Source organism: Pseudomonas sp. Colony2 (genome assembly GCF_019382755.1).
Classification (GTDB): Bacteria; Pseudomonadota; Gammaproteobacteria; order Pseudomonadales; family Pseudomonadaceae; genus Aquipseudomonas.
In genome coordinates this window covers 1,139,643-1,155,148 of sequence record NZ_CP080030.1, presented here as the reverse complement: position 1 = coordinate 1,155,148, position 15,506 = coordinate 1,139,643, and the positions used below count along the sequence as shown (strand labels likewise).

Annotated in this window: 12 protein-coding genes; 3 read left to right on the top strand and 9 right to left on the bottom strand. The window is 62.9% G+C overall.

Annotation, left to right across the window (positions count from 1 at the left end):
• The first annotated feature begins 80 nt into the window (after positions 1 to 80).
• The 3 genes from JV201_RS04725 to JV201_RS04715 all read left to right on the top strand — a co-directional run bounded on the left by JV201_RS04725 (position 81) and on the right by JV201_RS04715 (position 5,059).
• Positions 81 to 2,498 carry a glucose/quinate/shikimate family membrane-bound PQQ-dependent dehydrogenase gene (locus JV201_RS04725; protein WP_008438499.1) on the top strand — a complete coding sequence of 806 codons (2,418 nt, stop codon included), beginning with the start codon at positions 81 to 83 and terminating at the stop codon, positions 2,496 to 2,498.
• A gap of 244 nt (positions 2,499 to 2,742) precedes the next feature.
• Positions 2,743 to 3,600, top strand: coding sequence for a 2OG-Fe(II) oxygenase (locus JV201_RS04720; protein ID WP_219406578.1), 858 nt, complete (start codon positions 2,743 to 2,745; stop codon positions 3,598 to 3,600).
• Positions 3,601 to 3,634: 34 nt separating this feature from the next.
• Entirely contained in the window at positions 3,635 to 5,059 is a 1,425-nt protein-coding gene (locus tag JV201_RS04715; RefSeq protein WP_008438501.1) for a pyridoxal-dependent decarboxylase, read from the top strand.
• Between the two features lie 30 nt (positions 5,060 to 5,089).
• Here JV201_RS04715 and JV201_RS04710 read toward each other — a convergent pair whose 3' ends face one another.
• The 9 genes from JV201_RS04710 to JV201_RS04670 all read right to left on the bottom strand — a co-directional run bounded on the left by JV201_RS04710 (position 5,090) and on the right by JV201_RS04670 (position 15,483).
• Positions 5,090 to 7,426: a bifunctional diguanylate cyclase/phosphodiesterase gene (locus JV201_RS04710; protein WP_219406577.1), complete on the bottom strand. Its 2,337-nt coding sequence runs from the start codon at positions 7,424 to 7,426 to the stop codon at positions 5,090 to 5,092.
• 201 nt (positions 7,427 to 7,627) lie between these two features.
• On the bottom strand, positions 7,628 to 8,803 hold the full coding sequence (locus JV201_RS04705) for a PotD/PotF family extracellular solute-binding protein (RefSeq protein ID WP_102368164.1): 1,176 nt from the start codon (positions 8,801 to 8,803) through the stop codon (positions 7,628 to 7,630).
• Positions 8,800 to 9,774 carry a GTP-binding protein gene (locus JV201_RS04700; protein ID WP_177021380.1) on the bottom strand — a complete coding sequence of 325 codons (975 nt, stop codon included), beginning with the start codon at positions 9,772 to 9,774 and terminating at the stop codon, positions 8,800 to 8,802. The genes JV201_RS04705 and JV201_RS04700 overlap by 4 nt, the downstream gene beginning before the upstream one ends.
• Positions 9,775 to 9,859: 85 nt before the next feature.
• Positions 9,860 to 10,153, bottom strand: a complete 294-nt coding sequence (locus JV201_RS04695) for a hypothetical protein (protein WP_003210398.1) — start codon at positions 10,151 to 10,153, stop codon at positions 9,860 to 9,862.
• A 13-nt stretch (positions 10,154 to 10,166) separates the two neighbouring features.
• Positions 10,167 to 10,916 carry an SDR family NAD(P)-dependent oxidoreductase gene (locus JV201_RS04690; RefSeq protein WP_008438505.1) on the bottom strand — a complete coding sequence of 250 codons (750 nt, stop codon included), beginning with the start codon at positions 10,914 to 10,916 and terminating at the stop codon, positions 10,167 to 10,169.
• Positions 10,917 to 11,092: 176 nt separating this feature from the next.
• Positions 11,093 to 11,854: an SDR family NAD(P)-dependent oxidoreductase gene (locus JV201_RS04685; protein ID WP_219406576.1), complete on the bottom strand. Its 762-nt coding sequence runs from the start codon at positions 11,852 to 11,854 to the stop codon at positions 11,093 to 11,095.
• Positions 11,855 to 11,866: 12 nt separating this feature from the next.
• Positions 11,867 to 13,207: an MFS transporter gene (locus tag JV201_RS04680; protein ID WP_003210404.1), complete on the bottom strand. Its 1,341-nt coding sequence runs from the start codon at positions 13,205 to 13,207 to the stop codon at positions 11,867 to 11,869.
• A 42-nt stretch (positions 13,208 to 13,249) separates the two neighbouring features.
• Positions 13,250 to 14,128 carry a polysaccharide deacetylase gene (locus JV201_RS04675; protein WP_003210406.1) on the bottom strand — a complete coding sequence of 293 codons (879 nt, stop codon included), beginning with the start codon at positions 14,126 to 14,128 and terminating at the stop codon, positions 13,250 to 13,252.
• A gap of 11 nt (positions 14,129 to 14,139) precedes the next feature.
• Positions 14,140 to 15,483 carry an amidase gene (locus JV201_RS04670; protein ID WP_177020384.1) on the bottom strand — a complete coding sequence of 448 codons (1,344 nt, stop codon included), beginning with the start codon at positions 15,481 to 15,483 and terminating at the stop codon, positions 14,140 to 14,142.
• Positions 15,484 to 15,506: the final 23 nt, after the last annotated feature.

Genomic DNA, 15,506 nt, shown 5'->3' with positions numbered 1-15,506 from the left:
CCCTGAACCAAGCCTGCGCCGGAACGTCATCTACAGTGAACTGTGCGCAATCAATTCAAAACGTAACGGAGAACCACACTATGAGCACTGATGGTGCTTCAAGTCCAAGTCGCCTGCTGCCCAGGCTGCTGGGGATCTTGCTGCTGATAATGGGCCTGGCCTTGTTGGCCGGGGGGATCAAGCTGAGCATGCTCGGCGGGTCGCTGTATTACCTGCTGGCCGGTCTCGGCATCACCGTCACAGGCCTGTTGCTGCTGGCAACACGCCGTGCGGCGCTGGGCTTGTACGCACTGGTGCTGTTTGCCAGCACCGTATGGGCGCTGTGGGAAGTCGGCCTGGACTGGTGGCAACTGGTACCGCGCCTGGCCCTGCTGTTTGCCCTCGGCATCGTCATGCTGCTCCCGTGGTTCCGCCGTCCGTTGCTGCGTGGCCAAGCCTCGCCGCTGGGCACTGGCGCGCTGAGCGTCGCGGTCGTACTGGCCGGCGCCGCTGCATTGGCCAGCCAATTCACCGACCCGGGCGCCATGGTCAAGAAAGGCCAGCTGGACCGCGATGCGGTACCGGGCATGGCCAGCACTGCGCCAGCCCAGGCTGATGGTGACTGGAACTCCTATGGCCGTTCGGCCTTCGGTGATCGTTACTCGCCACTCGCACAGATCACTCCGGAAAACGCCCACAAGCTGGTTCCAGCCTGGACCTTCCGTACTGGCGACATCCCTGGCCCAGGCGATCCCGGTGAAACCACCGCGGAAAACACCCCGCTGAAAGTCAACGGCATGCTCTACGTGTGCACGCCCCACAGCCAGGTGATTGCCCTGGACCCGGACACCGGCAAGGAAATCTGGCGTTTCGACCCGAAGATCAGCAGCGAAGGTGCTGCCAACTTCAAGGGTTGGGCGCACATGACCTGCCGTGGCGTGTCGTATCACGATGACGCGGTCTATGCCTCGGAACAGAGCCCGACTGGCAGCGCCAGCCCGGCCGCCGCGCCGAATGCCTGCCCGAAACGCATCTTCGTCCCTACCGCCGACACCCGTCTGATCGCCCTGAACGCCGACACCGGCAAGATGTGCGAAGACTTCGGTGACAAAGGCCAGATCGACTTGCGTGCCAACATCGGCACCTTCGCCCCGGGCGGTTACTACTCCACCTCGCCACCGGCCGTCACCAAGAACCTGGTGGTAATCGGCGGTCACGTGACCGACAACGTCTCCACCGACGAGCCTAGCGGCGTGATCCGTGCGTTCGACGTGCACACCGGCAAGCTGGTGTGGAATTGGGACAGCGGCAACCCGGACGACACCACCCCGTTGGCCGAGGGCAAGACTTACACCCGCAACTCGCCAAACATGTGGTCGATGTTCGCGGTGGACGAAAAACTCGGCATGCTCTACCTGCCGATGGGTAACCAGATGCCCGACCAGTACGGCGGCGACCGGACTCCGGACTCCGAGAAGTACAGCGCCGGCCTGACTGCCCTGGACATCGACAGCGGCCACGTGAAGTGGACCTTCCAGTTCACTCACCATGACCTGTGGGACATGGACGTGGGCGGCCAGCCTTCGCTGATCGACATCAAGACCGCTGACGGCGTGAAGCAAGCGGTGATGGCGTCGACCAAGCAAGGCAGCATCTACGTGATCGACCGCTCGAACGGTCAGCCTGTAGTGCCGATCAATGAAATCCCTGTACCGCAAGGCGCAGTGGCCGGCGATCACACCGCACCGACCCAACCGAAGTCCGACCTGAACTTCATGCCACCGCCCCTCAAGGAGCGTGACATGTGGGGCGTGACGCCGTTCGACCAGATGCTGTGCCGGATTGACTTCAAATCCATGCGCTACGACGGTCCGTTCACCCCGCCGTCGCTGCAGGGCTCGATCGTTTACCCAGGTAACTTCGGCGTGTTCGACTGGGGTGGCATTTCCGTCGACCCGGTTCGCCAGATCGCGTTCGTGAACCCAAGCTACATGGCGTTCAAATCGAAACTGATCCCGGCCGCCGACATTGCCAAGCAAGGCCCACGGGTCAGCGAAACCGAAGGCGTGCAGCCAAACAAAGGCGCGCCATACGGTGTGATCCTCGAAGCCATGCTGTCGCCACTGGGCCTGCCGTGCCAGGCGCCGGCGTGGGGTTATGTGGCCGCGGTCGACCTGACCAACCACCAGACCATCTGGATGCACAAGAACGGCACCGTGCGTGACAGCTCGCCGGTTCCGATTCCACTGACCATGGGCGTGCCAAGCCTGGGCGGGACTTTTACCACCGCCGGTGGCGTGTCCTTCCTCAGCGGTACCCTTGACCAGTACCTGCGTGCCTATGACGTGAAAAACGGCAAGCAGTTGTGGGAAGGCCGCCTGCCGGCAGGCGCGCAAACCACACCAATGACCTACACCGGCAAGGACGGCAAGCAGTACGTGCTGGTCATGGCCGGCGGTCATGGTTCCCTGGGCACCAAGCAGGGTGACTATGTGATGGCGTTCAAACTGCCGGATTAAGCAAAACCGGCAGTAAGAAAAAGGCGGCTACCTAAGTGGGTAGCCGCCTTTTTTTATGCGTGAAATAAAGCGATCCGATAGCGCCGATGTATTTAAAAGTTTACTCGGAAAAGTCCTATACCTCCCCAAAAGTCTTTCCCTCAACTTTGGCCCTGCGCCATCCGACGCTCACTGTCGCCAGTAAATCCCCAGCCAAACAAACGTTATCTATATGACGTGCTGTAACTAACATGGAGTTTTCATCATGACGGACCTCAACAGCGTTGAATCAATACCTGCAGTCCCGCATAGCCAGGCGCCCGGGATCCTGGCACTTGAGCAACTCGACACACTCAGCCTGGAAAAACTTATTCGCGGAGAAATACTTGCCATCCGGGTACCTGACTACGCGAATGAACAAACCAGCGAAGTACTAAATAAACATATCAACGAAACGGCGACGCTCCAGGAATATAACCACGAGACCTATGAGCACGGAAAAGTTGTCCAGCATTTCTATGGTGTCCATCGCTGGGGAACACCGTTCAACTCCACCTACGGCAAGGCCGCAGACAGCTATTCGCAACAGAAATACTACGCAGACGCCACCCACATGCGCTGCGTGATCGATGACCTCTGTGCCCCGCACAAACCACCCATCCATCTACTGATGGAGCATATCCGGCAGGTGTGGCCAGAAGGTGCGACAACCGCGGCGTTCCAGGGCCAGCCGATGTTCTGCGGCATTATCCGCGCCATGTTCCCGGAGACAGCCCACCTCTCCGAAACAGTCCCCCATGTCGATTGCCTGCCCTTGTCGATTGCCGAACTGGAACATCAATTCAGCGCGAATATTTACCTCGAAGTACCACCTTCGGGAGGTGAACTGGTCATTTGGGATACCGAGGCGTTTACCTACGACGAGGTCATCCGTTTCGAAGGGGCGGAACTGCCCGAAGATCGTTTGCAAAAACCGCTGCGCATCCAGCCGCAGAAAAACGAACTGGTGATTATCAATACTCGCCGTCCCCATGCCATTTGCGGTTTCGATTCAGGCAAGCGCATCAGCATCCAGTCGTTTATCGGCTATACCACTGGCCAGCCGTTTTACTTCTGGTGCTAACGCCTTTATTTCTCTTCCTGACGGACACCCTGATATGACACCTGAAGAATTCCGCCGACATGGCCACGCCATGATCGACCTGATTGCAGACTATCGACAAAACATCGAGCAACGCGGTGTGCAACCCACCACGGCCCCGGGCGAAATCAGGTCCGCATTGCCGGCCAGCCCGCCTGAGACAGCCGAACCGTTCGAACAGATCATGGGCGACGTCGAAACACTGATCATGCCCGGTCTGTTGCATTGGCAGCATCCAAGTTTCTTCGGGTTCTTCCCGTCGAATGTGGAACTGTCCTCCGTCCTCGGCGATTGCTTGAGTACCGGCCTGGGCGTAGTGGGATTGTCGTGGCAATCGAGCCCGGCCCTGACCGAAATCGAGGAAGTCACCACCGATTGGCTGCGCGACATGATCGGCCTGAGCGCCAACTGGAGCGGAGTGATCCAGGACTCGGCCTCGACCTCCACCCTGGTGGCGCTGATCAGCGCCCGCGAACGCAGCTCCCACTACGCGCTGATGCACGATGGCCTGCAAAACAGCGGCGCCCCCTTGATCGTCTACACCTCGGCCCACGCCCATAGTTCAGTGAACAAGGCCGCGATCCTGGCGGGGTTCGGCCAGAACAATATCCGTACCGTGGCAACCGACGAACACAATGCAATGTCACCGCATGCATTGGAGCGGGCAATCGAACAAGACCTGGCTGCCGGGAACAGACCCTGTGTGGTGATTGCGACCACCGGCACAACGGCAGCCATGGCCATCGACCCCCTGGAAGCCATCGGCGCCCTGACGCAACGCCACGGCCTGTGGTTGCATGTCGACTCAGCCATGGCCGGGGCCGCGATGATCCTCCCGGAATGCCGCGCGCTGTGGCACGGCATCGAGAACGCCGACTCGCTGGTCCTCAACCCTCACAAATGGCTGGGGGCGGCGTTTGATTGCTCGGTGTACTTTGTACGCGACCCCGAGCACTTGATTCGCATCATGACCACCAACCCCAGCTATCTACAGTCCAAGGCTGACGGCCAGGTCAGGAACTACCGCGACTGGCGGATCTCCCTGGGCAGCCGGTTCCGCGCGCTGAAGCTGTGGTTCCTGATCCGCGAGCAAGGCGTCAGCGGCCTGCAGGCCCGGCTGCGGCGTGACCTGGCGAATGCCCGCTGGCTGGCAGAACAGATTGAAGGCAGCAAACACTGGAAACTGGTAGCCGCCGTCACCCTGCAAACCTTGTGCATTCGCCACGAGCCACCAGGCCTTGATGGTGAGGCGCTGGATAACTACACCCGGGCCTGGGCGGAAAAGCTCAACCATTCAGGCAGCGCCTACGTCACTCCCGCCGTGCTCGACGAGCGCTGGATGGTACGCGTGTCCATTGGCGCGCTGGGGACGGAGCGCCACCACGTCGAAGGCTTGTGGGAACGGTTGCAAAGCCTGGTCGATGCAACGGTGGAACACTGAAAGACCGGCGTCGGTGCAGCCACCGACGCCCTAGACCGGCACGCGCTCGCGGCGCATCCACATCTCAAACGCCATGGCATTCAACGGCCGGCTGATCAGATAGCCCTGGGCCGTGTCGCACTTCCAGAGCTTGAGCAGCTTGAGGCTGGGCTCGAACTCCACCCCTTCGGCCACCACCTTGAGCCCCAGGTTGTGGCTCATTTCGATGGTCGAGCGCACGATCACGCCGTCGCCGGAAGTGCTGTCGAGGTTGCGCACAAACGATTGGTCGATCTTCAATTCCTGCACCGGCAGGCGTTGCAGTTGCGCCAGGGATGAATAGCCGGTGCCGAAGTCATCCACCGACAGGCTGATGCCACAAGCGCGCAGTTGCTCCAGCACGCTGAGGGCCTGGGCCGGGTTGTGCATGATCGCGCTTTCGGTGATTTCGAAAATCAGTTGCCGGGCCGATACCCGGTAGTGCGCCAGCAACTCGGTCACCCGCGGGGCCAGGCCGTCATCGGCGAGGTCATCCACCGAGATGTTCACCGACAACTGCACCTCCAACCCGCGCACCGCCCACTCGGCCAGTTGGCGAATGGCTTCTTCGATCACCCACTGGGTCAGGCTGCCCATGCTGCCGGTGCGCTCGGCCAGGGGAATGAACTCGGCCGGCGACACCAGGCCCAGGGTCGGGTGCTGCCAGCGCAACAGCGCTTCGGCCTGGCGCACATGGCCATGGTGCAGGTCGAGCTTGGGCTGGTAACACAGGTACAACTCGCCCTCCGTCGGCGCCCGGCGCAGGTCACGAATCAGGCTGATCTGGCGTTGATGGGCGAGGTCGCGGTCCTGCTGGTAGATCTGTAAGTAACCCGGGAACGCTGCCGCATCGTGGCGGGCAATCGCGGCGCGGCTGATCAGCTCTTCAACCTGCTGGCCGTCGGCCGGGTAGGCGGCGATGCCGATGCTCACTTCGTGGCGCAATTCATCGCCACCAATGCGCTGGGGTTCGGTGAGCAGCCCATACAAGCGGTCAGCCAGGGCCACCGCGCGGTCGATCGCGGTGTTTTCCAGCAGCAGCAAAAACTCGCTGCCGGTGATGCGCGCGGCGGTGTCGCTGGCCGACAGGCTCGACAGCAGGCAGCGGCTGGCTTCGCGGAGCATTTCTTCCACGCCTTCCGGGCCGTAGCCTTCGTTGATCACCCGGTAGTTTTCAATCCCCAAGTACAGCAACACCACCGGCCGGCCAGCGCTGATGGCGCTGCCCAGGCGCTCCATGGCCAGCGCGCGGTTAGGCAGGCCGGTGAGCGGGTCGTGCAAGGCGTTGTGGGCCAGTTGTCGCTCGCGTACCGCAATCCCGTTTTGCATGGCGTTGAAGGCCTGGGCCAGCAGGCCGAACTCATCGTGGCTGCGCACCTCTACCGGTGTGCGGTAGTCACCGGCCCCGATGCGTTCGGCCGCCTGCACCAACGCATTGAGTGGGCGTGAAACCCGCCGCGCCAGAAACAACGCACCCGCGAGCGACACCAGCAGCACCACCAGGGCGATCGCGAGAAATTGCCGGTCCAGCGGCGCGAAGGATTCAAGGGCGTGGTCCAGCGGGCTTTGCAGCAGCACCCGGACCTCGCCACCGTCTGCCGTGTTGCCCAACGGCAGCACCTGGCTGAGATAGCGCTGGCCGTGGAACAGGTTTAATTGCGCCACCGGAGTGATGTACGCGCCCTGCAGGTCGCTGGCAATCGACGCCTGTAGCGCCTCGGGCTGAGTACTGAACAATTCGCCGGGCTGACCATGCTGCGCGCTGATGAACGACACTTCCAGGTTGCTCATGGAGCGCAATTCACTGGCAAAGATTTCGTCCATCGGAAAGCCCATGGCGACACGGGCGATCGGCGCGGGGTCGACGACTTCCTGTTGCACCAGCAGGAAAGGCCGGCCATCCAGGGCCACGATCAACATTTGCAGGCCGCTGCGCCGGGCCTGGCGCAAGGCATCGTTATAGGGAAAGGCCTGGCCGGACGTCAGCGCCGGTAACGTGCTGACCATCACGCGGCCGTCGAGCCCCAGCACAAATACCTCGCTGGAACTCAGGCCGGTGCCATGCCGGCGCAGGGTCGCGAGAATCGCGTCGGGTTCGCCATCGGCGACAGCCTGGCGAAACGGCAGGTCCGCCGTCAGCCAGTTCAAGCCGTATTGCAGGCGCCGGCCACGCAGGTCGAGCAGGCGTTCGAACACCTGGCTGCCGGTTTCCAGCTGCACCTGAGCCTGGTTTTCCACGGCGCGATTGGTGGCGGTCTTCACCGCGAAATACACCGCCGCCACGACCACCAGCAACAGCAGCGCCAGCACCCCGGCAATCCGGGTTTGAAACGTATGGCGCCACCTCATTCTGTTGCCCTCTGGCAGCGCCTGCCCCCTCCAGCCGAAACGTCCCTTCGTCATACGCGTCCCTCGCGATAGCTGAACCGGCGTCAAATAAATATCCTTTTTACAGGGATATTTGAATTATCCAGATTAGCTGCGCAAGAGAAGAAGTGCACCCAATAAATACGGGAGTTTATATGTCATTAATTTGGCGACAGGCTGGCGTTACGACGTTCGCGCCCGCATGAAGTCCCCCCAACGCCGCACGAGATAGTTGTGCTCATCCATCACCGAGTTCCACACCGCGATATGCCCCATGCGCTGTTCATAGGAACCGCCGTCGCGCACGTCACCCACATCGATCAGCGGCAAGCCATCGCTGCCCAACAGCTCTTCCCGGGCGGGCAGCCCGGCGTACCAGTAGTCCCATTCGGCGCTGCTCAGGTGATCTCGGCTGCGAGCCGGGTTGCCGATGTAATAACCCTGGCGCGCCATCACCGCACCCGGCCAGCCGGACAGCCACCAGTTGAGGTAGGCATAGGCCGCATCCAGCACCGGGCCCTTGGCATGACGCGACAGCGACAACCCGCCGAACCAGGCGCGATAGCCTTCACGGGGCACCGCCAGGCGGTATTTGACCCCGGCCCGATGCAGGCGCATCAGGGTCGGTGACCACAGGCTCTGGATATCGATGCTCGGGCTGAGCATCAGTTGCGCGGCTTCCTCGTCATCGGACCAGAACGCCGCGAAGTGGCCTTCCTTCTGTTTACGCACCAGGATATCGGCCAGTACATCGATCTCTTCGATGCTCATGTTGCCGATGTCCTTGAAGCTCGCGAGGCCCGCGCCTTGCACGGCCAGCGCCGCGTCCAGGGCGCCGATGGCGGCGTCGCTCTGCAACGCAGTGCGTGCGCCCCAGGCCGGGTCCAGCAACCAGCCCCAACTCTCGTTGCCGCGGTTGAACCCTTCGGGCAAGCGCTCGGGGCGGTAGGCGAAACTGTCGGCGTTGTGGGTCAGGGGCAGCATGCTGATGCGTTCGGTGACGGTGCTGCCGAGGCTGCCGTCGTGCTGCACGAAGAGGCGCTCGCTGGGCACACTGCCGCTGCCCAGACGGTCGTTGGCGGACAAGCGTCCGCGCTTGGGCAGGTCGTTGATCTCGTGCCACAGCGCAATGCGCCGGGTGTCGATCGGCTGGATCGCCCGCGCCGGCCACACGAAGTCGACGTTGTGAAACCACTGGTCGTAGAGGTCGTAGCTGTCAGGCTGCATCACCGCAATGCGCTGAGCCTGCTCGACATCATGCACCTGGTACACCAGGCGAATGCCCAGCTCTTTTTCCGCTCGCACACGCAAGGTTTCGAGCAAGGTCACCGAGGTGCCGAGGACGCGAAGCGTGATCATGCGGCGAACCTTCTGGAGAACACTTCAAAGGAGCGCCGCAGCAGAGCCGGGTCGAGCCCGCGCAGGATAAACACCAGGCGCGATTGCCGATCGGTCCCCGGCCAGGCAGGCAGGTGAACCGGGGCATGCAGGCAATGCTGCACGCCATGAATGACGATGGGAGCGTTACTGGCGTTCACGTTGAGCAGTCCTTTGACGCGAAGAATACGTTCGCCGTGGCATCTTAACAGCATCGATAACCAGACCCCGAAACCGACCCAATCCAGCGGCTGATCGAAGGTCAGGCAACAGACTTGCGCAGCGCCGTGGTTGGCGGCGGTGGTTTGATGGAGTTTCCAGCGGCGGACTTCTGCAGCGGGCTCGGCACTGCGCAGGCCTTCGCCAAGCAGCAGTTGTTCACCGCTGTCGATATCGCAGGTATTGAGGATCGGCGTGCCGGCGTTCAGTGCCTGCAAGTGCAAGCGCAACGGGCCACAGTCTTCGACGAGGTCGGTCTTGCTCAACAGCAGGCGATCGGCAGCGGCCACTTGCGCCAGCCATTCCGGGTGCAGGCGCTCTTGCAAAGCGGCGTGGCTGGCGTCCACCAGCGTCACCACCAGGCCGATATGAAAGCGCCCGCGCAGTTGCACGTCGTTGTTCAAGGTCGCGAGGATTGGCGCCGGGTCGGCCAGGCCGGTGGTTTCCAGGATCACCCGCTTGAAAGCCGGAATCTCACCCCGCTCACGACGCTGCAACAGGCCGAGCAAGGCGTCTTTCAACTCGCCGCGAATCGAACAGCACACGCAGCCGCTGGGCAGCAGCACCGTGTCCGGCGCGACTTCCTCCACCAGCAGGTGGTCGATGCCGACGTCGCCGAACTCATTGATCAGCAACGCCGTGTCGCCCAGGCTTTCACCTTGCAGCAGGCGCTTGAGCAAGGTGGTCTTGCCGCTGCCGAGGAAGCCGGTGATGACGTTTAGCGCGATGCTCATAGTTCTACCTCAATGATGCCCCTGCAGGAGTCCGGCTTGCCGGCGATGGCGATATCAAGGACGCCATCGCCGACAAGCCGGGCTCCTACAGTTCCAGATGATCGAGCAGGCGCGGGTCCAACGGGTCCAGCGGTCGACCGAGCATGGTCTCTGCCGCCTGCCACAGTTGATCCAGGCCGCTGGCCAGTTCCTGTTTGCCGGTGGCGCCCAGCAGCAGATAGGACGCGCCCTGAAAGTCTTCGACCTTGAGCCGGAACACCGCCAGCACCTGGTTGATCGCCGCGATGCGGCGCAGGCGTTCACGTCGGCGCGGCAATTCATCGCCCAAAGGGTCGCTCCAGTGCAGGTCTTCGCCCAGCAGGCCGCAAAGTCCGCACATGCTTAGTACCCGCTCATGGCATGACGTCGCCGGAGTTCGGGCCAAGGGTCTGGCCGACGAACAGATTGCCGCCCGGCTCGCTGGCCAGCAGCACGGCAGTCGGCGCGACTTCGTCCGCCAGGCCGAAACGACCCAGGGGCAACTCGGCGGCCTTGGCGCGTTTCCAGGTGTCGCTGATGCCGCCTACCAATGGCGTTTCGATGGGCCCGGGTGCGATGGCGTTGACCAGTACGTTGTCCTTGGCCACTTCCAGGGCCAGGGATTTAGTGAAGCCGATCACGCCGGCCTTTGCCGCCGCATAGTGCGTCAACTCGGCGCCGCCCTTGATCCCCAGTTGCGAGGCGACGTTGATGATCCGGCCCCAGCGCTGCGCGATCATGTGAGGCAAGGCGCGCTGGCTGGCGACGAACACGCTGGTGAGGTCGACGCGCAGCATGTCGTTCCACATGTCCAGGGTCAGGTCGACGCAACGGGCCTGGGTCAGCATGCCGGCGTTGTTGACCAGGATGTCGATGCCGCCGTAGTGGGTGACGCAGGCATCGACGCTGGCCTGGGCGCCGTCGACGGTGCCGACATCGGCCACGCACTCGAGGACTTCGGCGCCGAGGTTGCGGCAGGTGATGGCGGTTTCGGCGAGGGTGGCGGCATCGCGGTCGGCCAGCAACAGACGCGCGCCTTCGACGGCGTAGGCGCGGGCGATGGCGGCGCCGATGCCGCTGCCGGCGCCGGTGATCACAGCACGGCGGTTAGCGAGTTGGGGCATGGTGAACTCCTCAAATAATCAAACGGCGAACGCGGTCAAMAATGTGGGAGCGGCGGTGCGACGATTCGACTTGCTCGCGAATGCGGTGGATCAGTTCCGCATGTATTGGCTGGCACTCCGCTTTCGCGAGCAAGCCCGCTCCCACATTTGGAGCGAGTCCGGCTTAAAACTGGGGGTTAGTCCGGCCAGCGCACGGTCAAGCCACCATCAATCACAATGCTCTGCCCGGTCAGGTAGCTCGACTCCTCACTGGTCAAAAACCGCACCAGGGACGCCACTTCATCCGCCCGCCCGACCCGGCCCAACGGAATCGCCCGCGCCGCTTTCGCCAGCCCTTCCGGCCCGAGGGAGTTCTTCGCGTCCAGCGACTGCGGCGTCTCGATCAACCCCGGAATCACCGCATTGCAACGAATCCCCAACGACGCCAATTCCACCGCCAGCGACCGACACAACCCCGGCACGCCGGCCTTGGCCGCCGCATAGTGCGCGTGCTCCTGCCAGCCATACACGCCACCGGCAATCGACGAAATCGCCACCAGCGCACCGCCTTCATGCATGTGCCGGGTTGCAGCCCGGAAGGTGCGCATCACCCCGGTCAGGTCGACGTTGAGCATCTCGTTCCACAGCTCGTCGGTCATCTCCAGCAGTGGCGCACGGCGTAACAAACCGGCGTTGGCCACCGCGTAATCGAGGCGACCGAAGTGCTGGACCGCCTGCGCCGCCAGGTTATCCACCGAGGTTGTATCGCCCACGTCCAGCGGCAACATCAGGCATTCACCGCCCGCCTCTTCCACCAGCGCAACCGTGTGATGCGGGTCATGGGGATCGGCCGGGTAATACCCACCCACCACCGCCACGCCGCTGCGGGCATACGCCACCGCGAGGGCCTGGCCGATGCCGCTGGCGGCACCGGTAATCAATGCAACTTTACGACTCATCGAATCAACTCCTTACTGGACGGTTTCCGGACGCACGTGGCGCGCGGCAAACATCAACGCACCGGAGAGGAAGCACGGCACTGCGCCAAACCACAGCGCAGCGGTCTGCCAGTCACTCCCGGCCGACAACACCTGGGTCGCGCCGAACCCGGCAACCACCGCACCAATCGGCCCCATGGCATGGATGATCGCGCCGCCGGTGGCACGGATGCTGGTGGGGAAACTTTCACTGATGAAAAACAGCGCCGCCGAGTACGGCCCGATCAGGAAGAACAGGCCCAGGCTGTACAGCCCCACCACCATCGCCATGTTGCTCGGGCCAAACAGCATCCCGGCAAACGACAGCCCGCCGAGCATCCAGCCCAGGCCGATGACATTGCGCCGGCCGATCTTGTCGCCCATCCAGCCGTGGCTGAGGTAGCCGCAGTAACCCACCAGGTTCGACAGCACGAGGATGATCAGCGAGTTCTCGAACGAGATGTGGTGCACGCTGACGATCACCGACGTACCCAGCACGCTGAACACCTGGATCGCCGCCCAGTTGAGCAGCAGCGCCGCACCGATCACCAGGGTTGCACGGCGGGCCGGGCCACGGAATGCGGCCTTGAGGCCGGCCTTGCTGTGTTCGTCATAGTCCACGCCGTAGGTCACGGCGACGTTTTGCGCTTCTTTCACCGCGCCGCTTTTACGCAGCTCGCTGATGCGCTGGTGAATCTGGAACTGCGGGCTTTCCTTGAGCTTGCGCGCCATGACCGCGATCACAATCGCCGGGATCGCCGCAAACACGAAGCACCCCTGCCAGCCAATCACCGGCAGCAGCAGCGCGGTCAAACCCGCCGCGATCAACGCGCCCACCGGCCAGCCGCCCTGCACCAGGCTGTAGATAAAGCCGCGACGCTTGGCCAGTTTTGGATCATCGGAAGCCGCGTACAGTTCGCTCAAGTAAGTCGCGTTGACGGTTTCCTCGGCATACCCCAGGCCGCCCAGCGAACGGATCAGGATCAGCGAAGACTTGCCCCACGCACCACCAATGGCGGTGAGCGCCGAGCAGATCGCCGAACCGGCCACGGTGAAAATAATCCCTTTGCGCCGACCCAGTTTGTCCACGATCGGACCGATGGCCAGCGCGACCACGGCGGTGCCTACCGCCACCCATGTCGCAATCTCCGCCTGCTCCACTTCACCCCAATTAAAGTGCCGCCCGATTTCCGGCAGCAAGGTGCCGAAAAGGATGAAGTCATACACCGCAAACACCCAGGCGAAAAACGCGATCCAGGTGGCGAAACGCACTTCCTTGGGCGTCAGTTGCCGGGGTTTCCAGCCAGTCAGATCAAGCTTGTTGTAGATAGACATGAATCGCGCCTCGGGAGGTTGGCCAGGGTTTAGGTACAGGTGTCAGGTACGTGGTTGGCGGCGGATAAAGTCATCGGCGATTTCGTCGAAGGTGACGAAGCGCACGCCGGCATGGCTCTGGATGTGTTCGATCAGCCGCTCAAGCATCAGCAGCACTTGCGGGCGGCCGGACACGTCGGGGTGGATAGTCATGGTGAACACCGCGTGTTCGTGCTCGCGGTAGACCCAGTCGAACTGGTCGCGCCACATTTCTTCGAGGTGACGCGGGTTGACGAAGCCATGGCTGTTCGGGGCTTTCTTGATGAACATCATCGGCGGCAGGTCGTCTAGGTACCAGTTGGCCGGGATCTCCACCAGGTCGGTTTCTTCGCCGCGCACAAGGGGTTTCATCCAGGTGTCGGGGTGCTGGCTGTAGTCGATCTTGGTCCAGGTGTCGCCCTTGCGCACGTAGTACGGGTGGAAGTCGTTGTGCATCAGGCTGTGGTCGTACTTGATGCCTTTTTTCAGCAGCAGTTCGTTGGTGACCTTGCTGAATTCCCACCACGGCGCGACGTAGCCGGTGGGGCGTTTGCCGGTGACCTGGGTGATCAGCTCGATGGACTTGTCGAGGACGATTTCTTCCTGCTCGGCCGTCATCGCAATCGGGTTTTCGTGGCTGTAGCCGTGCACACCGATTTCGTGACCGGCGTCGGCCACCGCCTTCATCTGCTCGGGGAAGGTTTCCATCGAGTGGCCGGGAATAAACCAGGTGGTGCGCAGGCCGTAGCGCTCGAACAATTTGAGCAGGCGTGGCGCACCGATTTCACCGGCGAACAGGCCGCGGGAAATGTCGTCCGGGGAATCTTCGCCGCCATAGGAACCGAGCCAGCCGGCGACCGCGTCGACGTCGACGCCAAATGCACAGAGGATGTCTTTAGCCATGATGTGTCTCCTTAAAAAGTGAGTGCGGTTTCTACTGACAGCGCGGCCCGAAGCAGGCGCGCGTCTTCGCCGCTGGGGGCGCTGAGCAACAGGCCGGTGGGCAGGCCCAGGGCATCACGGCCGCTGGGCAGGCTGACGCCGGGCATGTCCAGCAGGCTGCCGGGCATGGTCAGGCGCAGGGTGGCGAGGTTGGTGCTGACGAACAGTTCAAAGTCGACTTCCAACGGCGCCAGGGCCGGGGCCACATGGGCCACGGTGGGGGTGATGAGGATCGCGCCGTCGAGTTCGTCGACAAGCTGCTGTTGCAGGCGGCGACGGGCGTCGTACAGCGCCAGCAGTTGGCTGGCCGGCAGTGTGCGGGCCGCTTCAAGGCGACGGCGAACGCGGGGGTCGAGTTGCTCGGCATCAGGGCTGTCGAGCAGGGCTTCGTGGAGGGCGAAGGCTTCGAAGGCGCCGAGCCAGCCCTGGTGCAGGATCAGGTCGAGGGTGGCCTGGAAGGTCTTCGAGGGGCGCACGTCAATCAGCGCGCCATCTGCCTTCAATCGGTCCACACAACGTTGCAGGTTATCGCGCACCGCAGGTTCAACCCGTGCGTCTTCCAGCACACTTTGCTCGACCCAGAACCGCTGGCCATTGAGGCTGCGGGGCGGGCGTGGTGGGCGCTGGTCGCGACCATTGAGCAGGTCGTCGATGGCCAGTGCATCGCGCACGCTGCGGGTCAGCGGGCCGAGGCTGTCGAGGGTGTGAGCCAGCGGAAAAACGCCGTCGCGGCTGTAGCGCCGGCAACTGCTGCGATAACCGACCACGCCATTCAGCGCAGCCGGAATACGGATGGAGCCGGCGGTGTCGGTACCCATGGCGATCGGCACGATGCCGGCTGCCACGGCGACCGCCGAGCCCGACGACGAGCCGCCGGGAATCCGCGGTTGATCGACGCTGGCCGGGTTGTGCGGCGTGCCGAAATGCGGGTTCAGGCCCAGGCCGGAATAGGCCAGCTCGCTGAGGTTGGTCTTGCCGACGCTGACCATTCCGGCGCGGCACAACAGGCCCACACTTGGCGCGTCCAGCAAGGCGGCCGGCGCATTACGGCGATAGGCCGCGCCCGCCGTGGTAATGCTGCCGGCCACATCGAACAGATCTTTCCAGGCCAGTGGCACCCCGTCGAACACGCTCAACGGCTGGCCGGCACGCCAACGGGCGGCCGACGCTTCGGCCTCACGGCGAGCGCGCTCGGCGGTCAGGGAGATGAACACGCCGGGGGCCATGCTCGCGTGGGCAATTGCCTGTTCCAGGACCTGCACCGGGTCGCTGCGACCGCTGGCGAAATCCTCGGCCATTGAAGTGGCGTCTGACATGGGAACGACCTTTAAAAAATGTA